Source organism: Priestia sp. FSL W8-0001, from assembly GCF_038050335.1.
Taxonomy (GTDB): domain Bacteria; phylum Bacillota; class Bacilli; order Bacillales; family Bacillaceae_H; genus Priestia; species Priestia flexa.
In genome coordinates this window covers 1,681,851-1,701,984 of record NZ_JBBPAL010000001.1, presented here as the reverse complement: position 1 = coordinate 1,701,984, position 20,134 = coordinate 1,681,851, and the positions used below count along the sequence as shown (strand labels likewise).

23 protein-coding genes and 2 pseudogenes are annotated in these 20,134 nt (G+C 37.0%); 6 read left to right on the top strand and 19 right to left on the bottom strand.

The window, feature by feature from the left end:
- Positions 1 to 229: 229 nt before the first annotated feature.
- The 7 genes from MKZ18_RS08965 to MKZ18_RS08935 all read right to left on the bottom strand — a co-directional run bounded on the left by MKZ18_RS08965 (position 230) and on the right by MKZ18_RS08935 (position 6,864).
- The gene (locus tag MKZ18_RS08965) at positions 230 to 706 is read right to left on the bottom strand and encodes a YusW family protein (RefSeq protein ID WP_144594012.1); all 477 of its coding nucleotides are present in this window, start codon (positions 704 to 706) and stop codon (positions 230 to 232) included.
- Positions 707 to 781: 75 nt separating this feature from the next.
- Positions 782 to 2,164 carry an aspartate kinase gene (locus MKZ18_RS08960; RefSeq protein WP_078989848.1) on the bottom strand — a complete coding sequence of 461 codons (1,383 nt, stop codon included), beginning with the start codon at positions 2,162 to 2,164 and terminating at the stop codon, positions 782 to 784.
- Between the two features lie 184 nt (positions 2,165 to 2,348).
- Positions 2,349 to 4,220: a PTS fructose transporter subunit IIABC gene (locus MKZ18_RS08955; RefSeq protein WP_144594011.1), complete on the bottom strand. Its 1,872-nt coding sequence runs from the start codon at positions 4,218 to 4,220 to the stop codon at positions 2,349 to 2,351.
- 12 nt (positions 4,221 to 4,232) lie between these two features.
- A complete protein-coding gene (gene pfkB / locus MKZ18_RS08950) occupies positions 4,233 to 5,147 on the bottom strand; it encodes a 1-phosphofructokinase (RefSeq protein WP_025910761.1) in 915 nt (304 codons plus the stop codon).
- Entirely contained in the window at positions 5,144 to 5,896 is a 753-nt protein-coding gene (locus MKZ18_RS08945; RefSeq protein WP_144594010.1) for a DeoR/GlpR family DNA-binding transcription regulator, read from the bottom strand. The genes pfkB and MKZ18_RS08945 overlap by 4 nt, the downstream gene beginning before the upstream one ends.
- Positions 5,897 to 6,238: 342 nt before the next feature.
- On the bottom strand, positions 6,239 to 6,379 hold the full coding sequence (locus MKZ18_RS08940) for a hypothetical protein (protein WP_165932490.1): 141 nt from the start codon (positions 6,377 to 6,379) through the stop codon (positions 6,239 to 6,241).
- Positions 6,380 to 6,531: 152 nt separating this feature from the next.
- Positions 6,532 to 6,864: a YolD-like family protein gene (locus MKZ18_RS08935; RefSeq protein ID WP_157803591.1), complete on the bottom strand. Its 333-nt coding sequence runs from the start codon at positions 6,862 to 6,864 to the stop codon at positions 6,532 to 6,534.
- 259 nt (positions 6,865 to 7,123) lie between these two features.
- Between MKZ18_RS08935 and MKZ18_RS08930 the strand changes: the two genes are divergently transcribed.
- Together MKZ18_RS08930 and MKZ18_RS08925 are read left to right on the top strand one after the other, a co-directional pair.
- The gene (locus MKZ18_RS08930; protein ID WP_061785509.1) at positions 7,124 to 7,963 is read left to right on the top strand and encodes a YitT family protein; all 840 of its coding nucleotides are present in this window, start codon (positions 7,124 to 7,126) and stop codon (positions 7,961 to 7,963) included.
- A gap of 138 nt (positions 7,964 to 8,101) precedes the next feature.
- Entirely contained in the window at positions 8,102 to 8,293 is a 192-nt protein-coding gene (locus MKZ18_RS08925; RefSeq protein WP_025910766.1) for a hypothetical protein, read from the top strand.
- A gap of 12 nt (positions 8,294 to 8,305) precedes the next feature.
- Here the strand turns inward: MKZ18_RS08925 and MKZ18_RS08920 are convergent.
- From MKZ18_RS08920 to MKZ18_RS08910, 3 genes and pseudogenes are all read right to left on the bottom strand, one after another.
- Positions 8,306 to 8,464: pseudogene (locus MKZ18_RS08920) on the bottom strand (tyrosine-type recombinase/integrase); the annotation flags it as partial.
- Positions 8,465 to 8,729: 265 nt separating this feature from the next.
- Positions 8,730 to 9,413: a DUF421 domain-containing protein gene (locus MKZ18_RS08915; RefSeq protein WP_076513128.1), complete on the bottom strand. Its 684-nt coding sequence runs from the start codon at positions 9,411 to 9,413 to the stop codon at positions 8,730 to 8,732.
- 365 nt (positions 9,414 to 9,778) lie between these two features.
- Positions 9,779 to 11,296, bottom strand: a complete 1,518-nt coding sequence (locus MKZ18_RS08910; RefSeq protein ID WP_341344535.1) for a phospholipase D-like domain-containing protein — start codon at positions 11,294 to 11,296, stop codon at positions 9,779 to 9,781.
- A 339-nt stretch (positions 11,297 to 11,635) separates the two neighbouring features.
- On the opposite strand from MKZ18_RS08910, the pseudogene MKZ18_RS08905 reads away from it, so the two are divergent.
- Positions 11,636 to 11,821: pseudogene (locus MKZ18_RS08905) on the top strand (transposase); the annotation flags it as partial.
- Positions 11,822 to 11,872: 51 nt separating this feature from the next.
- Here the strand turns inward: MKZ18_RS08905 and MKZ18_RS08900 are convergent.
- The 8 genes from MKZ18_RS08900 to MKZ18_RS08865 form a co-directional block, all read right to left on the bottom strand.
- The gene (locus MKZ18_RS08900; RefSeq protein ID WP_144594009.1) at positions 11,873 to 12,733 is read right to left on the bottom strand and encodes a DUF421 domain-containing protein; all 861 of its coding nucleotides are present in this window, start codon (positions 12,731 to 12,733) and stop codon (positions 11,873 to 11,875) included.
- Between the two features lie 39 nt (positions 12,734 to 12,772).
- Positions 12,773 to 12,979, bottom strand: coding sequence for a DUF1657 domain-containing protein (locus tag MKZ18_RS08895; protein WP_144594008.1), 207 nt, complete (start codon positions 12,977 to 12,979; stop codon positions 12,773 to 12,775).
- Positions 12,980 to 12,991: 12 nt separating this feature from the next.
- Positions 12,992 to 13,342: a stage V sporulation protein AE gene (gene spoVAE / locus MKZ18_RS08890; protein ID WP_025910774.1), complete on the bottom strand. Its 351-nt coding sequence runs from the start codon at positions 13,340 to 13,342 to the stop codon at positions 12,992 to 12,994.
- Positions 13,343 to 13,347: 5 nt separating this feature from the next.
- The gene (spoVAD, locus tag MKZ18_RS08885) at positions 13,348 to 14,358 is read right to left on the bottom strand and encodes a stage V sporulation protein AD (RefSeq protein WP_076513125.1); all 1,011 of its coding nucleotides are present in this window, start codon (positions 14,356 to 14,358) and stop codon (positions 13,348 to 13,350) included.
- Positions 14,358 to 14,837, bottom strand: coding sequence for a stage V sporulation protein AC (gene spoVAC, locus MKZ18_RS08880; RefSeq protein WP_076513124.1), 480 nt, complete (start codon positions 14,835 to 14,837; stop codon positions 14,358 to 14,360). The genes spoVAD and spoVAC overlap by 1 nt, the downstream gene beginning before the upstream one ends.
- A 16-nt stretch (positions 14,838 to 14,853) precedes the next feature.
- Positions 14,854 to 15,327, bottom strand: coding sequence for a YhcN/YlaJ family sporulation lipoprotein (locus MKZ18_RS08875; RefSeq protein ID WP_163070649.1), 474 nt, complete (start codon positions 15,325 to 15,327; stop codon positions 14,854 to 14,856).
- A gap of 78 nt (positions 15,328 to 15,405) precedes the next feature.
- Entirely contained in the window at positions 15,406 to 15,609 is a 204-nt protein-coding gene (locus tag MKZ18_RS08870; RefSeq protein ID WP_061785506.1) for a DUF1657 domain-containing protein, read from the bottom strand.
- Positions 15,610 to 15,790: 181 nt separating this feature from the next.
- A complete protein-coding gene (locus tag MKZ18_RS08865) occupies positions 15,791 to 15,922 on the bottom strand; it encodes a hypothetical protein (protein WP_260864974.1) in 132 nt (43 codons plus the stop codon).
- Positions 15,923 to 16,123: 201 nt separating this feature from the next.
- Between MKZ18_RS08865 and MKZ18_RS08860 the strand changes: the two genes are divergently transcribed.
- The 3 genes from MKZ18_RS08860 (at position 16,124) to MKZ18_RS08850 (ending at position 18,742) form a co-directional block, all read left to right on the top strand.
- Positions 16,124 to 17,248, top strand: a complete 1,125-nt coding sequence (locus MKZ18_RS08860) for an IS4 family transposase (RefSeq protein WP_340842564.1) — start codon at positions 16,124 to 16,126, stop codon at positions 17,246 to 17,248.
- A gap of 241 nt (positions 17,249 to 17,489) precedes the next feature.
- The gene (locus MKZ18_RS08855) at positions 17,490 to 18,038 is read left to right on the top strand and encodes a YhcN/YlaJ family sporulation lipoprotein (protein WP_025908868.1); all 549 of its coding nucleotides are present in this window, start codon (positions 17,490 to 17,492) and stop codon (positions 18,036 to 18,038) included.
- Positions 18,039 to 18,337: 299 nt separating this feature from the next.
- Positions 18,338 to 18,742, top strand: a complete 405-nt coding sequence (locus tag MKZ18_RS08850; RefSeq protein ID WP_025908869.1) for a GNAT family N-acetyltransferase — start codon at positions 18,338 to 18,340, stop codon at positions 18,740 to 18,742.
- A gap of 26 nt (positions 18,743 to 18,768) precedes the next feature.
- Here the strand turns inward: MKZ18_RS08850 and MKZ18_RS08845 are convergent, their stop codons facing one another.
- Positions 18,769 to 20,133, bottom strand: coding sequence for a sensor histidine kinase (locus MKZ18_RS08845; RefSeq protein WP_025908870.1), 1,365 nt, complete (start codon positions 20,131 to 20,133; stop codon positions 18,769 to 18,771).
- Position 20,134: the final 1 nt, after the last annotated feature.

Genomic DNA, 20,134 nt, shown 5'->3' with positions numbered 1-20,134 from the left:
GACGTCAAAAAAAGAGCGCGGGACAGGACGAAATAATTCCTTTTCAAACCAAAGAAGAACCATTACTTTTTTATAATAGTTGGGTTGTAGGAACAAGTTCGTTCCATTGCGCCCCACTCTTTTTTTAAATTGTTTTCTGAACCAACAAAAAATCCGAACGATTGAGAGTTAACTCTCAATCGTTCGGATAGATCACTAACTGAGATATTTATGTCTCAGCATCTTTTTTCTATTTGTTAATATTGTATTCTTTTTCAGTTCCATCAGCAAAGCGCACTTCTAATTCAAATGATTCATAATCACCATTTAAATTAAATACTTTTACTACTTCTTTGACAACATCTTCTTCAGATGTATTCTGGTCAAACGTTAATTTTTCAAACTTAGATGATAGCTCTTCAAAAGCCTCATTGCCTTTTAAATGCTTATCATTTGCTTCATCGTCAATTTTTGCTTCCATATCATCTTTTTCATTTTCGTATTCTACTTCATAGTCATTGTTTAAACCTTTATACTCTACATCCAAATCGAACTTCGAGAAGTTAAACGCCATATTTTGATCATTTTCGCTGTTTGTTGATTGTTGCTCTACGTTGTCTTCAACCGGAGCTTCTGGTGGTGGAGATTCCACTTCATCATTATTACATGCAGCTAAACCTAATAGAGCAGCGAACGATACAGAAAGAACAGATACTTTTTTCAACATAAAAAACGCCTCCTTAAATATACGACTACTATTCGTATACCCAACGGAGACGTTTATTATACGCATACTAGTAAATTACTTTACGCTTGAATATGAAATGCTGTACATTTTATTAAAATAAGTGTTGTACAATGCCTGTACTGCTTTTTCAAGTGCATCAGCCTTTACTCCAAACATCATGCTTACTTCTGAAGAGCCTTGGTTAATCATTTCTAAATTCACGCCTGCTTTGGCAAATGCTTCTGTAGCCTTAGCCGCAATTCCAACAGAACTGTTCATTCCTTCTCCTACTACCATTACTAGCGCTAAATTTCGTTCAATTGAAATGTTATCTACTTCCAACTCTGTTTGAATACGATCAAGTACCCGCTCTTCTACTTCCGGCGTTAGCTGATGTTCACGCATAACGACTGAAATGTTATCGATTCCGGACGGCGTATGCTCGTATGAAATCCCTTCATCTTCTAAAATTTGCAGAAGCCGTCTGCCAAATCCGATTTCACGATTTAACAAATATTTATCGACATGAATATTGCAGAAGCCTTTATCACCTGCAATGCCTACGACAGGTTGGTCACCAACTTTTCGCTTAGAGACAATAAATGTTCCCTTTGCCTTGGGATTGTTTGTATTCTTGACGCATACCGGAATCCCGGATTTAAAGACAGGTTCAAGCGCTTCGTCATGGAAAACAGAAAAGCCTGCATAAGACAATTCGCGCATTTCTCGGTACGTCACTTCTTTCATTTCACAAGGTTTTTCAACAAGTCTTGGATCTACGCTATAAATTGCATCTACATCTGTGAAGTTTTCATATAAGTCTGCTTTAACACCAGCAGCAACAATAGAACCTGTAATATCAGAACCACCTCTTGAAAACGTCACAATATTGCCTTGTTCAGAGTAACCAAAGAAGCCCGGGATAACTAAAATGCCTTCACGCTCTTTCAACTTTGGTAACTCTTCATAAGAAAGCTCTAAAATTCTTGCTCGACCTGGCTCATCTGATACAAAAATACCCGCTTCTTTAGGATTTACATACGAAGCTTCTTCTCCTAAATGCTGTAGATATGCAGCCATTAATCTTGCATTATTATCTTCACCACTTGCTTTCAAACAATCTAATAAGCGGAATGGGTCATTTTTATGTAAAGAAATTAATGAGTCAATGTTATCAATGATTTCCGTGATAATCTCTTCAGACATTTCTAACTCAGTCACAATTTCTCGATAACGATCAATGACTTTGCCAAACTCTTCTACGTAATCTTCACCTAGCTGAATTTTCCCAGCCAACGCAATTAATAAGTCTGTCATTTTTGTGTCATCAGCATATCGCTTTCCTGGTGCAGATACAACAATCATTTTTCTCTCTTTGTCTGCTTGAATGATTTGTGCAACTTGTTTAAATTTCGCTGCGCTTGCAACTGAACTCCCGCCGAATTTCGAAACCTTCATGTTTGAGACACTTCCTTACCTGTTTTTAATATTCAACTATTGTAACATAATCTGTCTGACAAAAAAGCTTTCTGTCTAATTTTTCTAACAATTCTTCGAATATTAAATCTATTGTACTTCCAAAAAGAACAAATGTCTATAATATAAATACAAACCTCCTGCTTTTTACAGGAGGTTTTAACTTTTAAACTACTTTTTTCTTTTTCAATACTCCAACAAGTAGAGCTGTTACAACTGCACCGATAATGATAGCTAGTGCGTATAAGAATGGGTTACCCTCTACTACACCAATTACGAAAATACCACCGTGAGGAGCTGGTAAACCAATACCAAATACCATTGTTAAGGCACCTGCTACTGCTGCACCAATAACCGCTGCTGGAATTACGCGACCTGGATCTGCTGCTGCGAATGGAATAGCTCCTTCTGTAATAAATGAAGCTCCCAGCGCGTAACATGTTTTTCCTGCTTCACGTTCTTGCTGTGTAAATCTATTTTTGAAGATTGTTGTTGCTAACGCTAAGCCTAATGGAGGTACCATACCACCAGCCATAATTGCAGCGTGTGGACCAAAGTTTCCTGCATCAATCATTGCAATACCAAACGTAAATGCTGCTTTGTTGATTGGGCCACCCATATCAATGGCCATCATACCAGCTAAAATAATTCCTAATAATACTAAGTTACCTGTTTCAAACCCACTCAACCACTGTGTTAATCCATCATTGATTGCTTTAACTGGATCGATAATGACATAAAGCATAATCATTCCGGTAATGAATATCCCGAATAATGGGTACAAAAGAACTGGCTTAATACCATCTAATGCCTGTGGTAAACGACTGAACAATTTTTTCAATCCAAGTATGATATAACCTGCTAAGAAACCTGCGATTAGCCCACCTAAGAAACCGGCTTGACCAGTAGAAGCCATTAAACCTCCGACCATACCTGGTGCTAAACCTGGACGATCGGCAATACTCATCGCGATGAAACCAGCTAATACTGGAATCATTAAACCAAATGCGTTACCGCCACCAATTGTATTTAATGCTGCTGCAAACGCATTATAGGTTGGATCATCGGGTTTGACTGCATCAATACCAAACATGAATGAGATGGCAATTAAAATCCCGCCTCCTACTACGAATGGAAGCATTGCAGATACACCGCTCATTAAGTGTTTATAAAACCCTTTACGTTCTGAACTTCCAGAAGAACCGCTCTCAGATTTACCACCGTCACCGCTATAAACAGGTGCATCTCCTTTAAGCGCTCGATTAATTAACTCTTCTGGTTTACGAATCCCTTGTGCTACTGGTACTTGTATGACCTTTTTACCAGCAAAGCGAGCCATTTCAACCTGTTTGTCAGCCGCTACGATAATTGCTGTTGCTTTTTCGATTTCTTCAGCTGTTAATGCGTTCTTAATACCACTTGAACCGTTTGTTTCAACTTTAATCGTAACGTTCATTTCTTTTGCTTTTGCTTTTAAACTATCTGCTGCCATATAAGTATGAGCGATACCTGTTGGGCACGCCGTAACTGCTAAAACTAGCTCATCGTCCGACTTTGTATCAACTTCTTCTGGCTGTTCATTCTCTGTTTCTTTATCATCAATTAACTGGATAACTTCATCAATTGACGCAGCATTTAATAATGACTGACGAAAATCTATATCCATTAATAACGTTGATAAGCGTGATAGCGTTTCTAAGTGAGCATTATTTGCTCCTTCACTTGCCGCAATCATAAAGAATAAGTGTGCCGGCTGACCATCAAGCGATTCATAGTCAAGCCCTTCTTTTGAACGCCCAAATGCAATTGCTGGCATCTTTACCGAGCTTGTCTTTGCATGTGGAATGGCAATCCCTTCACCAATTCCCGTTGTGCTTTGTGATTCACGGTTTAAAATTGCTTGCTTATATCCTTCACGATCGTTTAAACGACCTGCTTCATCCAATTTGCCAACTAGCTCATCAATAACATCTGATTTTGATGAACTTTGTAGATCAAGAATGATTGTGTCTTTTTTCAATAGCTCTGTAATTCTCATTCTCGGCTCCCCCTACTTTATCTTTGTAATTGAAACTTGTTCTAATAATTCTTCTACATAGCTTTTTTCACATAGTTCAAGCGAGAAAGCTGTAGCACTACCCGATGCCACTCCTGTACGGAATGCCTCAAGTAAGTCATTTTCTTTTGTGTAAGCAGCTAGAAAACCCGCTACTAGTGAATCGCCTGCTCCAACTGAGTTTTTAACATTCCCTTTTGGCGCAGTTGCTCGGTACACTGCATCTTTTGTAATCAACAGTGCCCCGTCCCCAGCCATGGAAACTCCTACGTTTTTTGCTCCCATTTCGACTAGTTTTTGACCGTATTGAATTGCATCTTCTACACCGCTTACCTCAACATTAAATAATTCGCCAAGCTCGTGATGATTTGGCTTAATAAAAAATGGATTATGCTTCACTACATCTAGAAGTGTTTTCCCACTTGCATCTACGACAACTTTCACACCTTTAGCAGTAGCTTGTTGCGTAATCGTTTCATAAATATCTTTTGGAAGCGTTTTCGGAATACTGCCTGCTAACACAAGCACATCATGCTCTTTCATCTGAGAGATTTGCTGTAAAAGCTGCTGAAGAGCTTCTTCCGAAATAGTAGGCCCTTGTCCATTTACTTCTGTTTCAGCTTTTGTTTTTAGTTTTACATTAATGCGAGTATCTTCATTAACTCTTGTAAAAGCGGTTTTGATTTCTTCCGTTTTCAAGTAATCTTCAATATATGTTCCAGTAAACCCACCGATAAAACCAAGCGCTTTGTTTTCGACGCCCAATCGTTTCAACACGCGAGATACGTTAATTCCTTTTCCACCCGGAAACTTTACTTCGCTTGTTGTTCTGTTTAATTCGCCTTCTTTAAAGTCTGTTACATGTACAATGTAATCAACTGAAGGGTTTAACGTACATGTATAGATCATAATTTCACAACCTTTATGTCTGTTTTGTTTGCATATTGTATAAGCACCTCTTGCGGTAGCTCATTTGTAATAACAGTTGCTGCATGTAGGTCTGCTATTTTTGCAAAGCTGGTTTCAAAAAATTTTGTTGAGTCTGCCAGGATATAAGACTCATGAGATAGCTTCATCGCTGTTTGTTTAATAAGGGCTTCCTCAGGATCCGGTGTGGTGTATCCGTATTGATGATGAATTCCGTTTGCTCCCATGAAGCATTTATCAAAGCGATACTGCTCTAAACTTAAGAGCGCACCATTTCCAATTAAAGCACCTGTCTTATACTTAAGAGCACCACCTGTTAAATAAAGGGTAATACCTTCTTTAAGCATTAAATTTAAATGCATAAGCCCATTTGTCACAACAACTACATCTTTTTGTTTTAAAAATGGAATCATTTCATACGTTGTCGTTCCTGCATCTAAAAAGATGCAATCGCCTTCATGGATAAGAGAAGCTGCGTATTCAGCAATTCTTTGTTTGTCTTCTACATTTTTATCAGCTTTTTCTATAACGCTTAGTTCAATTCGCTTTTTCTGAATTAGTGAAGCACCACCGTGAACACGTTTAAGTAGTTGTTCTTCTTCCAACTGACTTAAGTCACGACGTATTGTGGACTCAGAGGCACCCGTCACTTCAATAAACTCTTGCACTTTAACAAGCTCTTTTTCTTTTAAAAGCTTTAACATTAGCTGATGCCTTTCAGGTGTTAGCATAACGTGACTCCTTTTCCAAAAAAGCGTTTTCATTTATCTTTCATGATTTTACTTTAACACGCAAATCTTTCAAAATCAATCATAAAAAATCAGTTTCATTCACTTTTTTTATTTTTTTTTAATAAAAACTTACGGTTAACGGAAGCGCTCTAATATGTAGGTTTCAACACATTTACACTAAAATCAAACGTTATAACCAAATGTTATAATGCGGTCATATTAATTGTTCAACCTGTCATCATTGAACGTTTATGATTGTTTTATAACAAATAAAGCTTGTTCACTTAAATTTGCCCACACCAAAAAGTTGTCCATTTTTTTGGACAACCATTGGGAAGTTCGTTATTTAAATAGAAACAACAGCATGTATAAAATGGATGCTAACGCCGATGAAATAGCTAAACTAGATGCAAAGCGAACGAGCCTTCTTTTGATGAACTGCGTTAACTCAATTTCTCTCACTTGACTTTTTTCATTTTGCATAGCTTTCCCCTTCTTTTTTATATCGCTACGGCACACTTTACACTCAATACTACCTCGTGCTGCCGCGAGCTTTTTTATCAGTATATGCAGACTCCACAAAAAAGATACAAAGCCAATGAATACAATAAAAGCTACTTCAAAATTGAAGCAGCTTAATCCATGCACAGCATTGCGTTAACAACAAAGCTTTCCCGAATAGAATATGTATAATAAGGACCCGTTGCTAAAAGGCGGTTTGATTGCTGATCAATACAATCAATCGTGACTCGATCATACTTTCGAACGCTACCTCCTTCATAAACATGTAGATTAACTAGTCGATGTTGTTCGCACGCTGTATGAAGGATTTGACTAATTTTTTCTCTACCTTGCATTCGTACTGGTGGTGTCTCTAATTTTAGATGAGAACGATAAATTTCTTTCATCTGCTCCACATGTTCGGGCATCAAAAGCTTGGCATATTCTTTTAGTTCTTCTTGATACAACTCCCTCTCCCCTTTCATTATCCATATTAACGAACATACGTTCTTTTTGTAAAGCGGAAATTATTTTTATTTATCATAAAATGCTTTATTCATTGCATAACTTTTTCATTTTTCCATATGAAGTTCAGCGTGTCAAAAAATTTACCTCTCGTTTTTAAAAACTAGTCTTTCATTCCAGTAGTCTCCTTGATATAATACATTTTCATGGAGATAGTTTCGCCAGAATGAAAATTAACACACTAGAAAGAAGATGTATATGATGGTAAAACGAATAAAAGAAATTATACTAATTTTACTTGGTAGCTTAATTTTTGCGCTTGGTATCAACTATTTTGCTATTCCAAACGAGCTTGCAGAAGGTGGCGTAACTGGGGTTACTATGATTACATACTACCTGTTCCAGTGGTCTCCAAGTATAACAAACTTTATTATTAACGGCCTGCTCGTTTTGGTTGGATATAAGTTTTTACATAGACGCGTCATTGTCTATACGGTCCTTTCTATTGTGGCTACTTCGGTTTTTTTACATCTAACTGAAGAAGCAGGAGCACCGCTAGACGATACGCTTTTAGGCGCCATCTTCGCTGGTCTATTCGTTGGAATCGGTCTTGGCCTCGTGTTTAGAGGCGGGGGGACCTCAGGTGGATCTGCGGTTATTGCTCGAATGACTAATGAATACTTTGATTGGAATATTAGCAGAACCATGCTTGCGATTGATTTAGTCGTTGTAGGAAGTGCCTATTTTGTAATTGGAGGCGAAAAAACGATGTACACCGTTATCGCACTCTACATTGGTACAAAGGTACTTGATTATATTATTGAAGGATTAAACCCTCGCAAAGCCGTAACGATTATTTCAACTCGTTCAAACGAAGTGGCTGAACAAGTTAATAATAAGATGGAGCGTGGCGTAACGGTTTTTACAGCGCACGGCAGCTATACAAAAGAAGCCAAACAAGTACTCTATATTGTAATTAACAAGCAAGAGCTTTTAGAGTTAAAGCGAATTATTCATAAAGTGGACGATCAAGCGTTTGTTGTAGTGCATGATGTGCGAGATGTATTTGGTCTCGGTTTTACTTTACCGAAAGCAGGCTAACCCTTCTATTATATAATAGAAGGGTTTTTTCACCATTTAGATAGCTTTATGTTTAAAATAAGTTAAACCACTGACGAAAAAGAAAGCAAAGCTCGCTAAAACAGTAATGAGTAATGTTCCTGGTGTAAAGAATAAAAATTGAAAAATACCAGCATTGATATTTTAATACCAATTGTTATCGTTTTATTATTTTCATCCACTCAGTTTATGACACCAGTTACAATTAAGGAAATTAGTTTAATGATTATTGGATCAATTGCTTTAGGAAGTTTCATAGGAGCAGTTTTATATGGCTTAAACAAATTTTTTCAAAAGTTGACAACAAACTAAATAAAAGCCCTTTGACTCAAAGGCTTTTCTTTTGGTATCATCTAATAGTTTTGCATATCTTAGTGTCATTTCTGGAGAAGCATGAGCCAATAACTCTTGTACTGTTAAAATATCTGCACCACCGTTTAACATTTTGACAGCATATGTATGGCGAAATTGATGGCTTTTAAAATAAATGCAATCTTTGCACTAGAACCTTTTGATTGGTGACAAAAACCAGCTAATATCCGGTCAAGATATTAGCTGGTTTTTTGTAATGAACACTTAGAGCGAAAAGAGCGCAATCCTTACTCTAGAAAAGCGCCCGATTGTGGAAAACCAAAGAGTAACAATCACCCTATCAGATAAATTCATAAAACGGATTCTCTGGTTCATCTTTTTTTAAATCCACATTATATTCACCAAGAAAATTGATGTACTCCTATTCTAACAAATTTTATTTAGGACTTACATGTATGCCTTCACTCTCTCGCCAATCTGCGTAAAGTATACGCTTTACATTATCATATCCATTGGTAGTTAATTGGTTATCTAACCACTGTTGATCAAATCCGAGTTCATGTAAATTATCCCATAAAATTTCCCCATCTATAATTAACGATGTTGGGAGGTCTACTTGACTTTCTGGAAGATTGAGATCTTGCTTGTCTGGTTTTTGATACTTAGATTTTAATAATAAACTTATTTGCCCATTAGCTTCCAATATACCGTATTTGACTTCGCGAACTGAAAAAACATTATTTTGTCGAAGTATACTCAAAACTTGATTTACATCCAATTTGTTCTTTTTAAGTAACTTTCGATCCATGACACCATCCCGAATGATGATGTTAGGATCGCCTAATAAGAGAGAACGTATCGATTTATTTTTTAGAGTCATAAACTCTATCACCAACATGAGAAGCGTCCACAATCCGATGGCATATAAAAAGTGAAAAGTCCTTACCTTATCTTCATAAATGGTATTTCCTAAAAAATCTCCAAGTACTAACACAAAAACTAAGTGAAACGGGGTTAACTGAGAGATGGATGTTCTGCCTGTTATGATAATGATAAAAAATAAAGTGGCAAAACCAACGATGACTTTGATCGTCAGGAAACCAATATTAACTTCTTCCAAAATTTTTTCCTCCAATTTAAATTTTACTTAGTTGTAAGATCTTGAAGTGTAGATAAAAATGATACAGCTTATCTTCTAATAAACTTATTTCCTTAAGATTTTCAAATATATTATCTATTGATATCACCCCTATATTTAAATTAAAAGCTAACAGCTATTTTTGAATTCAAACTCTTTGAGCTGCCTTTTTAGTATGTCTATTTTTTAGTAATGAAATTCCATCGTAAATAAGAAAAGAACCCATGTTGAAAGTTCTTCTAACACGGGTTTTCGACTTTTTTCAAATGAATCAGAAATATTTTAAAAACAATGAAATTTTTAAAATATAGATTTAAGATAGAACAATAAAAACAGGATACATCATCTTATAATAATGGAGAAAGCAGGCGAGAACCCTGTTCAACAATGCGATCGGTCAGGGATCGTTGCAGCAAGTCTTCAATTCTTAATGGTACAGAATCAGTAAGATCCCTCTCGAACTGCTCTGTGAGTTCCCCTGCCACATCAGCACTGTACACGACTTGACACACTTCATAATTCAGGCGAAAACTTCTCATATCATAGTTTGCTGCGCCTACTTCTGCAATTTCCTCATCAATGATCATCAGTTTCGCATGTAACATTCCTTTATCGTACTGGTAGATTTGGACCCCAGCTTCTATAAGTTCCCCGTAATAGGTACGACTTGCAAAGCCCACGATTTTTTGATCAATATGGCGAGGAACAAGTAATCTTACGCGTACACCACGAGCCACAGCTGTCTTTAATGCCATAATAATATCTGTTTCTGGTATAAAGTAGGGCGTTGTTATATCAATGGTTTTGGTCGCTTGTGTTATAAATATAAAGTAAGCTTGACGAATAACTGATGTAGGAATTCCAGGGTTTCCTTCCAACGTATGGATGTATGCTTTTTGCAATTCTCCTGTCTTTGTTTGAGTATTGTCTATTTTACCTTCTATAGCCCATAACTCAGAGCCTAATTCGGCAGACCATCTTGAAAGATCTATGCTGCCGGTTGGATTGATTTCCTTTGATTTATATTTTGGGATTTTAGTGGGCTTTTTCGTTGCCTCAGATTTTGTTTTTGACTTTATCCGTTCTGGTACAGCGATATTCCAATGAGCGTCGAAGATAGTCTGCAAGTCGCCTGTTGCTTCCCCTATAATTTTCAAATGAGTGTCCCTCCAAAATCCTACGTCTGACTTTAATCCTGTATATTCATACCCAACATTCATACCGCCAGTAAAGGATTCCTTTCTGTCAATCGTGACAATCTTACAATGATCCCGATAATTCCAATTGGACAAAATCCAGGGAAAGCGTAAAGGAAATATTGTCCGACATTCTATCCCTGCTTCCACCATCTGAAGAATTTTTTGACGCGGGAATTTTTTACTCCCCCAACCATCTCTAATAAAACGAACCCGCACTCCATTTACTGCTTTTTCAATCAGCAGTTCTGTGATGCGATTACCAATTTGGTCGTTCCGATAGATGAAATATTCCAGATCAATGGTTTTTTGGGCTTTTTGTAGGGATTCGATAAGTTGTTCATATTTTGCTATTCCATTGTTTAGTACTTGGACTTTGCCGACTCGAAGCCCGCCTACAGTAAAATACCTTAAAGCATCGGCGATTATCGATGCTGAATCACTACATGTATCAGGTAACTTATCAGACTCATTATGAAAAGAGGTCAATCTTTTACGATGAATAAGCTTGGGATTTGATATGCTAAGATATAGTAAGAAACCAATGACAAGCAGAACAAGGACGATTACTATCCAATTCAAAGCTTTGGCTGGCCGACGAACTTCCCAAATTGCTATGAATAAGATAAAGAACGTATTTAACGGGTATAGAAAAAAAATCCACTCCAACTAAAATTCCTCCTTAGTTTTTCCCTTAACATGTACAAACTATGTAGCAAGTATACGTTTGGAATACGAGAATTGTTTAGATTGAGCTTTTCTCATGAGACACCTCAAATAGTTTTGTAATTAGTTTGTTTTGTCATAGCAAATTTAATGTTGAAGATGTATCGAAAAACAAAAAGGAGGTTCATTTTACATTTATTTCATTTAAACCTAAAATATTACATTGTTCTCCCGTAGCTGACTAAGTATATTCGATGTTAAAAAGACTCCAACAGAAGGCAAGGTACCACTAATTACGGGATATCCGGTAAGAGCTCTATCGGTTGTAGTAACCCATGTTCCGTATTCGCTGCGGGTATCATAGCTGAAATTGGCCAAATAGACCGGTTTGATGATGAAACTAAAGTAGCGAAATACGCAGGTCTATACTGGCGAAAGCATCAGTCCGGGCGCTTTACTGCCGAAGACACGTCCCTATCACGTAACGGTAACTACTACTTGCGATATTACTTAGTTGAAGCCGCCAACTGCTAAATTGTTACTTCTGACTTTATAGCTTGAAACCCGTCATAACCTTATTTAACCTCTTAAAAGAGGGGTCACTTTATCAATGGCTTCTTGTAACTTTTGACTGTTTTGGCTATACATATGTTTCGCTTTTTCTACTTCTGTCCCAAGCGCAAATAATTCTAAGTCCGCCTGACATTTTTTCATAGTTGAAAGTAATAAAGGCTTTTCTTGAGGAGAAGGAACTTGAAGTTTATCATCAAAAAGGTCAACGGTTAATTGCCCATAAGAATCTACCTGCCCAAGAAAGACATTTTCAATGGTAACTCCTAGTTTTTCTAGTTCAGTGTGTAACCACCTTCTGCTTTGGCCAATTGTCGATAATGGTTCATCTAATATTTCACCATCCATAATAACTGTTTGAGGTTCCTTACTTGGAGCAACAGCTATCCCTAAATCTTTTGCGGTTAACGGTTGATTTTCTTTCTTTAACAAGACGTTGAGATCGCCGGTTGGCTCTAATACCGCAAATTCCACATCAGCTGCCTGATAGACACTTTTCTTTCGAAGTAACGCTAACAATTCATCGATTGTGTATTTTTCCTTTTTCAAATTATCTTCCATAATTTTTCCATCTTTGATAAAAACCGTCCCTTTCCCCTCCATAAAGTCGCGAAAATGTTTATTTTTCAAGGAAATGATGCCTGCTAAGAAGGGTACTACCGCAAAGGTTACGATACTAAGTATCCCATGAGCAATGCTTTTCTCAATTCCCGTGGCCATTTCTGCTCCTATATTACCGATGGTAATACCGGTGACATATTCAAAGAAGGAAAGCTCAGATATTTGTTTTTTACCTAACCATTTTGTAATAGCAAAAAGAACAACTAAAAACAATAAAGACCGCAAAACTACAATTAACCAATCTGGCATCTTTTACACCTCCTATAAAATTAGAAAAAGCTGTTCGTCTTAAAAACCTTTATATTGGGCTTCTTCTCTCTCCAATTCTCCCACTCGATTTTTTAAATCTGTTACGATTTCATTCATGACATTCATCGTTTCGTGCAAAGTCTGCTTTGATTGATCATCTTGAGTTCGTAATGCTAAATTGGATAAACCAGCTTCTGCTCCTTTAAGACTGACAAGACATTGTTTCACATCTGATGCAATCGTCATTTTACATCCTCCTTATCCTTTTGGTTTAAAAAATATAGCGCCAATCATTCCAAAAATAATGGCGGCTGAAATTCCGGCACTTGTTACTTCAAACATTCCTGAAATAACACCTACTAACCCATGTTTTTCGGCTTCAGCCATTGCCCCATGTACAAGAGAATTTCCGAAACTTGTAATAGGAATGGTCGCTCCTGCTCCTGCAAAATCGATAAAAGGTTCGTATAAACCAAACCCATCTAGAAGAGCGCCAATCACTACAAATGTACTTAAGGTATGTGCTGGTGTAAGCTTAAATACATCAAACATAATTTGCCCAATAACGCAGATCAAACCTCCTACAACAAAAGCCCAAAAGAAAATCATAGCTCTTATTCACCTCCATATTCAATTGATACCGCATGAGCGATACAAGGAATAGTTTCACTCTGCTGAAAGCTTAATGGCGATAATAAAGCACCTGTTGCTACGACTAATATTCGTTTAAATTCGCCTTTTTTCATTCGGTTTAATAGATGACCATATACAACGGTTGCTGAACATCCTGGCCCACTAGCGCCAGATAGAACTGGCTGTCCTTCTCGATAAATCATAAGGCCACAATCTTGATATTGTTCTTCACGTATTGGTGTTCCATGTTTTTTAAATAAATCAAGCGAGACTTCTCGTCCAATGTGGCCAAGATCTCCCGTTACAATCAAATCATAATAAGATGGATCAAGATTTCGCTCAGTAAGATGTGCTTCAATGGTATCAACAGCCGCCGGAGCCATTGCTCCTCCCATATTAAATGGATCCGTCATTCCCATATCGATCACACGTCCAATCGTTGCAGAGGTCACACGAGGTCCCTCTCCAGAATCACTTAACAAAGCAACGCCAGCACCTGTCACTGTCCATTGAGCAGTAGGTGGTTTTTGTCCACCGTATTCGGTTGGATAACGAAATTGTTTTTCGACGGCGGTATTGTGACTCGAAGCACCAGTTAACAAATAGTTAGCTCCTTTTGTGTTAACTAAGTAAGCACCAAGAGCCAGTCCTTCCATGGATGTAGAACAAGCACCAAATAATCCAAGGTACGGTGTGCCAAGTGTTCGGCAAGCAAAACTAGTGGGCGTAATTTGATTAATCAGATCTCCTCCAAGGAAAAACTGAACCTGTTCCTTTTGAAGACCTGCTTTTTCGATAGCTTTTTGACTCGCTTCTTCTAACAAAACCTTGTGCGCTTTTTCATAAGAATCCTGTTCTAACCATAAATCAGAATGAAGTAAATCAAAATCATTAGCAAGTGCTCCTTTTGCTTCAAAAGGACCTCCGACCGTTCCAGTGGAGATAATGACAGGTTTTTGATCAAAGACCCATGTACGATGTCCCGTAAGCATTACAAGCCACCCCACTGTATGAGAATCGTTTTAATGGCCGCAATAACAAATGCCGAAAAGGTACCAAATAAAATGACGGAGCCAGCTAACTTAAACATATTACCACCAACACCTAGGACAAATCCTTCCGTTCGATGTTCAATACATGCTGATATGACGGCATTTCCAAAGCCGGTAACGGGAACCGCGGAACCGGCGCCTCCAAATTGAGCAATTCGATCGTAAACACCGAAGCCTGTTAGAAGCATAGCAATAAAAATCATGGTCCCCACTGTTGGGTTTCCAGCCGTTTGATCTGTAAAATTAAAATAATAAATATAAAACAGTTGAATGGCTTGGCCAATAAGACAAATGATCCCACCCGTAAAAAAAGCTTTGATACAATTTTTAACTACTGGTCTCTTGGTTTCTTTCTGTTTTTCAAGATCTTGATATTCCTGTTGGACAGGTGTTAATTGTTTCTTTTGATTATTTGACATGTGTATACCTCTTTCATCACGCTTTTTCTTTCATAAGGTTTTTAATATTGTTAAATTCTCTTTTTAATGTTTTTTTCTTTGTCTTGTCTTTTTGCAATTTTTCTTCTAATTGTTCCAACTCCCAATAGATTTTTTGATCAGTTGAAACTAAGACTTTATAATCCGGATAAGCTTTTTCTAAGTCTGTTTTCACGTTCTTTTTGATTTTTTTTAATTGAAAGCGATGAAATTGATCTACTTTTATCGCCATTAACAGCTCTTTATCGGTATTTACTGCTTTAACAGCCGAAACTTCTTCCTCTTTTATGATCTTTTCTTTTGCTTGATTGGCAACTGTTTGATTAATGGGTTGGCTTGTATGTACTTTGACGATCGTTGTATCATTATTGCCATTAGTCGAATGATTCTGTTGCCCCGTACATCCGGATATATATACAATAATCATGGCTAAAAAAAGAAAATGATTTAATCTTCTTATCTTTCTTTTCATACAATCACCTGTCCGTTTCTACTCAAGAATTGAAGTGTAAAAAGGTTGGTTAATTGAACCAACCTTTTTATCCTATTCTTATTGCTTGTATTGAGGTTCTTCTTGTTCGATTTGTTGAACACGTGGTTCAATGCTGTCTACAACGGATTGGGTTTGCTTAGCTGCATCTTGGTAAAGTTGCTTAGCTTGTTGATTATCTGTACTAAGAGCAAATGTTTCAAAACTTGCTTGAGCACTTTTCAATCCTGCTAGAGCTGTTTTAACGTCATTTATTACTGTCATGATAATTTCCTCCTTGAATTTTTTTTACTCTTTTATATTGCTCTATGGAGAATTTTTTATTCAATGATTTTTGGGAAATTTAAATCTAAATTATTTTTGACATATAGCTCCATTTTTCCGATAATAACCCCTTTTCCATATCCCCATCATTTCTTCTATTTCTCGTTGACAGCAATAGCTCTTATAACTTTTCATTTTTTCTCTTCTCAACTTCAATTTCTTTTACACCCCTACCTTTATAAAATAAGATGATTGTATTTCCTGAAAGGACTAATGTTTTTCCCGTTTTTTGGATATTATCCCAAAGTTTCAAGAGTTTTTCCCTCTTAATCATCCTATTTATTTATGGGTATTTAACATTGAAAATGTAATAACAAAGCACTAGCGTCGCATTAAAATAATTCAAAGCCCTTTATAAATCTGAATTTTCTGCAATATTATTCATGCACAAAAAAATCCTTTATAATGGTTGGGTGGTAGTAAACCATCCAAATCCAAAATAAAGGACATACACATGGATAAGTTTACACGAAAAACATCATTTGAACAATGGCTTTCACCGATTTCCTCCACAAAACTAGAGGAACTTGTGGAAGCCTATCAATTAAATTCCTATACAAAGAAGCTGTACATTGCTTCATTCTTGAAATTACTCGTATTCGCACAACTCAACGAAACCGAAAGTCTACGTGCGGTTAGTGATACGTTATTCTCGGATGACCTGCAAAAAGCAACCGAACTAGAATCAATTAGCTTTTCGCAACTGGGACGCCGGCTAAATCAAGTGCCGACAGAGGTGTTCCAGCAGGTGTTTCTAGATTTAGTCGCGCAAATTCATAAGAAAACGCATTTTGAAAAGCGACGGAAAATGACAACACCACTGAAAATCATCGACTCAAGTACGTTACTATTGAACCTGAACAATCATAAATGGGCTGAATTCCGCAAAACAAAATCAGGCATTAAGCTCCATTTACGTCTTGTTTACGCAGAAAAAGGCTGTTCATACCCGGATAAAGCGGTGTTAACGAATGCGATTGAACATGATCGAGGTCAGCTAGAAGTACTTGTTGACGACAAAGAGTGCATGTATGTTTTTGACCGTGGTTACTTGGATTACAAGCAATTTGACCGTATGACAGACGACGGGTATTTCTTTGTCTCACGCTTACGAAAAAACGCCGTTACACATCAAATCGAGAAATTTCACCTTTCAAAAAATTCAACTGTTTTATCAGATGAAATGATTTCTTTGGGCACAGCACAAAGTCGGGCTGGTAATGAGTTTCGACTACTGAAAGTGATGGATTCAAAAGGGAATGAGCTGCACCTCATCACGAATCGTTTCGACTTAAATGCGGATGAACTCGCTGAACTGTACAAATCACGCTGGGCAATCGAGCTGTTTTTCAAGTGGATGAAACAACACTTGAACATCAAAAAGTTCTACGGACAAAGCGAACAAGCTGTCCATAATCAAGTGTACATCGCGATGATTGTCTACTGTTTAAACGTACTGACTCAGTTGGGTACAAACAGTTCACGGACGTACTTACAAATTAGTCGGTTGTTAAAAGCAGCACCGTGGAAATCCGCACACATTTGGATTCGAAAAATAGCAGGAAGAGCTGTCCCGTAAAGGTTTAACCGTCTCTGTCGCCCTCGCCAAAGGTTATAGTGAAAAAATGGATGATTACTACCTCTGTTCACGTGTCTTCATTTTTCTTCTCAAACGGAAAAATAATAAAACAGAAAATTCAGTCAATATTTATGCGACGTTAGTGAGTTAAACAGTATATAAAAAAGCTAGTATACTCTCCTTTCTTTAAACGGATAATAACGAAAGAAATGTTATGTTAAAATGAAAGGAGTAAGACAAGATGAAAAAAAGAAAATATTTATTTGGCCTTCTATCCACCATTTTATCTGTAGGATTCCTTTTCGGTTGTAATGATAAAAAGGATGAAGCCGAGCCCGATCCAACTGAAGAACCTTCTGAACAAAAGGCAGAAAATGATCGCAACAATGGACCACGAGATGTGGGATTCCAACCCGATGGAACCGAGAATAATAATGTAGATGATAATAATCAGACACGATTAGAGGTAGCTGATAAGGCTGCAGATCGCATTGCTAAATTAGACGAAGTAGACAGTGCAATTGTGATTGTTACAAACCGAAATGCCTATGTGGCAGTTGTTTTACGTGATGGAACAAAAGGAGAAGTAACAGATCGTTTAGAAAAGAAGATTGCCGATCAAGTAAGAGCGACAGATCCAGATATTCGAGACGTATTTGTATCATCTAATCCTGACTTTGTAGAGCGTATGAGGGATTATGGAAACAGAATTAATGAAGGCGCTCCAGTAAAAGGATTATTTGAAGAGTTTACTGAAACCATTCGAAGAGTATTTCCTAACGCTCGTTAAATTAGAGTGATTGAGTGTAACAAGTCCATTCGCTATGTGCTAAAAAAGAGAAACCCTTGTTTCAACGGGTTTCTTTTTTAGTTACTATGATAGTAGGGTTTATCAAAAAACTCATACTTTGTGGACAAAGTATAAGCCTTTGGTTGACCGATCAGCAAATTAACTATCTCATTTTTCCAAATAATCTATAGTATTATATCATTTACACTTTACCTATATGTCAAGTAGGAATTAAAAATTTGAATATTCTTTTTAGTTAAAATATGGTATTATTTTATGTAACAAAAGGAGGTTCTATTGTGACAACTACCATTACCTATAAACGAAATTGTCCTATTAATGCGCAACAACTAATCAGCGTCTTTGCATCTTCTGGTATCAAGCGTCCTATCCAAGACGTGGCTCGAATCCAGAAAATGATTGACCATGCGAATTTACTGATTACGGCTTGGGATGGTGAAAAGCTAATTGGCATCGCTCGCTGCGTAACTGATTTTAGCTATTGCTGCTACGTATCAGATCTTGCCGTGTGTAAAGAATACCAGCAAAAAGGAATTGGAAAAACACTTCTCAATAAAATAAAAGAAGAAGCAACTGATCAATCAGCCATTATTTTATTATCTGCACCAAGCGCAGTTGAATACTATCCTCATATTGGTTTTGAACAAGTGGACGTCGCTTTTCGTATTCCTCGTTCCAATTAAAAAAGTCTCAAAGCACTTGTATAAACTCAGGTGCTTTGAGACTTTTTATCGGGAAGAAATACCGTGAACGTACTTCCTTTATTTATGCGACTTTCAACAGAAATCGAGCCTTCATGTAAGTTAACAATTTTTTTAGAAATCGCAAGCCCCAGCCCATTACTTTTTAGCGACCTTGATTTATCTACTGTGTAAAAGCTTTCGAAAATGTACTTTTGATCTTCTTCATCTATACCAATTCCCGTATCTTTCACTGAAACGGTTACACCTTCTTTCATAGAAGCCATTGAAACTTCAATCGTGCCGCTTTGATGCGTATATTTAATACTGTTTGAAAGCAAGTTAAGCCATACTTGCTCCAGTAGCTCTTCATCTCCTTCAATCCTAACTCTTTCTAAATCGAGCTCAATCTCAAGTTCCTTCTCTGTCCACTGTGGCTCTAACGCCAGAATGACATGACGAATTTGTTCATCCAAATCGTACGTTTTGTGATGAAACGGATGATGCTCAGCATCTAATGAAGCTAGCTTTAAAAGATTCGAGCTTAATTGTGAAAGCCTTGTACTTTCTTTTTCAATAATCGTTAAATATTGCTGCTTTTTATCTTCACTCACAATATTATCTTTTAAGGCTTTTGAAAAACCTTTAATAGAAGTTAACGGTGATTGAATTTCATGGGAGACGCTCGCAATAAACTCTTGTCTCATCGTTTCAATTTTGTTGAGTTCTTTTGCCATTTGGTTGAAATTTTTGGTTAATAAACCAATCTCATCGCTAGATGCATGCTCAACTTGAACCGAGTAATCCCCCTTACCTACTTTTTTCATCGCTCCACTTAATCGCTGAATTGGTTTGATAAGAATCGTAGAAACGTATGCAAATAAAATAATTCCAATAAACAACACGCTTATGAGCTGAATAAGCTGTACGTCTTGAATAACAGAAATTTGCCTTTGAGGATGCGACTGAACAAATAAAGCATATTTCTGATTATTTTCAATAAAGGGTATTCCCACAATGTTTGGTTTTGGCTTATTGGATGGTTCACTTTCAACCGTTGAAAACCGATCTCCCCGCAAAACATTATCTACAACGCTTTTGTCAATGGGCAAAGTCGGTCCTCGATCGCCTAATACTCTCCTATTATACTCGGAATCAACAATAATAAATGAAAAGTGAATAAATGATGTATTCGATAAAAAACGAGCGGCTTCATCGGAACCATTTGCACCGTATAATTGAATGAACTCCTCACCCATCCGAAACATATCCGGCTCTAGCTTATCACCTAGCCTGTCTTTACTTAAAAGTGTTGTAATAGTAATTGTAATAATAACGCTTAACACAATCGTTATTATAAACGAAAGCACCAGTTTCAAATAAATTGACTTCACA

Bases quoted from the DNA above. Each gene is read 5' to 3' on its own strand.
- MKZ18_RS08945 (WP_144594010.1), bottom strand. From the start codon at position 5,896: ATGCTAACACCTGAAAGGCATCAGCTAATGTTAAAGCTTTTAAAAGAA.
- spoVAC (WP_076513124.1), bottom strand. From the start codon at position 14,837: ATGTCAAATAATCAAAAGAAACAATTAACACCTGTCCAACAGGAATAT.
- spoVAE (WP_025910774.1), bottom strand. From the start codon at position 13,342: ATGATTTTCTTTTGGGCTTTTGTTGTAGGAGGTTTGATCTGCGTTATT.
- MKZ18_RS08965 (WP_144594012.1), bottom strand. From the start codon at position 706: ATGTTGAAAAAAGTATCTGTTCTTTCTGTATCGTTCGCTGCTCTATTA.
- MKZ18_RS08870 (WP_061785506.1), bottom strand. From the start codon at position 15,609: ATGACAGTAATAAATGACGTTAAAACAGCTCTAGCAGGATTGAAAAGT.
- MKZ18_RS08875 (WP_163070649.1), bottom strand. From the start codon at position 15,327: ATGAAAAGAAAGATAAGAAGATTAAATCATTTTCTTTTTTTAGCCATG.
- MKZ18_RS08895 (WP_144594008.1), bottom strand. From the start codon at position 12,979: ATGACGATTGCATCAGATGTGAAACAATGTCTTGTCAGTCTTAAAGGA.
- MKZ18_RS08855 (WP_025908868.1), top strand. From the start codon at position 17,490: ATGAAAAAAAGAAAATATTTATTTGGCCTTCTATCCACCATTTTATCT.
- MKZ18_RS08960 (WP_078989848.1), bottom strand. From the start codon at position 2,164: ATGAAGGTTTCGAAATTCGGCGGGAGTTCAGTTGCAAGCGCAGCGAAA.
- pfkB (WP_025910761.1), bottom strand. From the start codon at position 5,147: ATGATCTATACATGTACGTTAAACCCTTCAGTTGATTACATTGTACAT.
- MKZ18_RS08955 (WP_144594011.1), bottom strand. From the start codon at position 4,220: ATGAGAATTACAGAGCTATTGAAAAAAGACACAATCATTCTTGATCTA.
- MKZ18_RS08900 (WP_144594009.1), bottom strand. From the start codon at position 12,733: ATGCCAGATTGGTTAATTGTAGTTTTGCGGTCTTTATTGTTTTTAGTT.
- MKZ18_RS08860 (WP_340842564.1), top strand. From the start codon at position 16,124: ATGGATAAGTTTACACGAAAAACATCATTTGAACAATGGCTTTCACCG.
- MKZ18_RS08940 (WP_165932490.1), bottom strand. From the start codon at position 6,379: ATGCAAAATGAAAAAAGTCAAGTGAGAGAAATTGAGTTAACGCAGTTC.
- spoVAD (WP_076513125.1), bottom strand. From the start codon at position 14,358: ATGCTTACGGGACATCGTACATGGGTCTTTGATCAAAAACCTGTCATT.
- MKZ18_RS08930 (WP_061785509.1), top strand. From the start codon at position 7,124: ATGGTAAAACGAATAAAAGAAATTATACTAATTTTACTTGGTAGCTTA.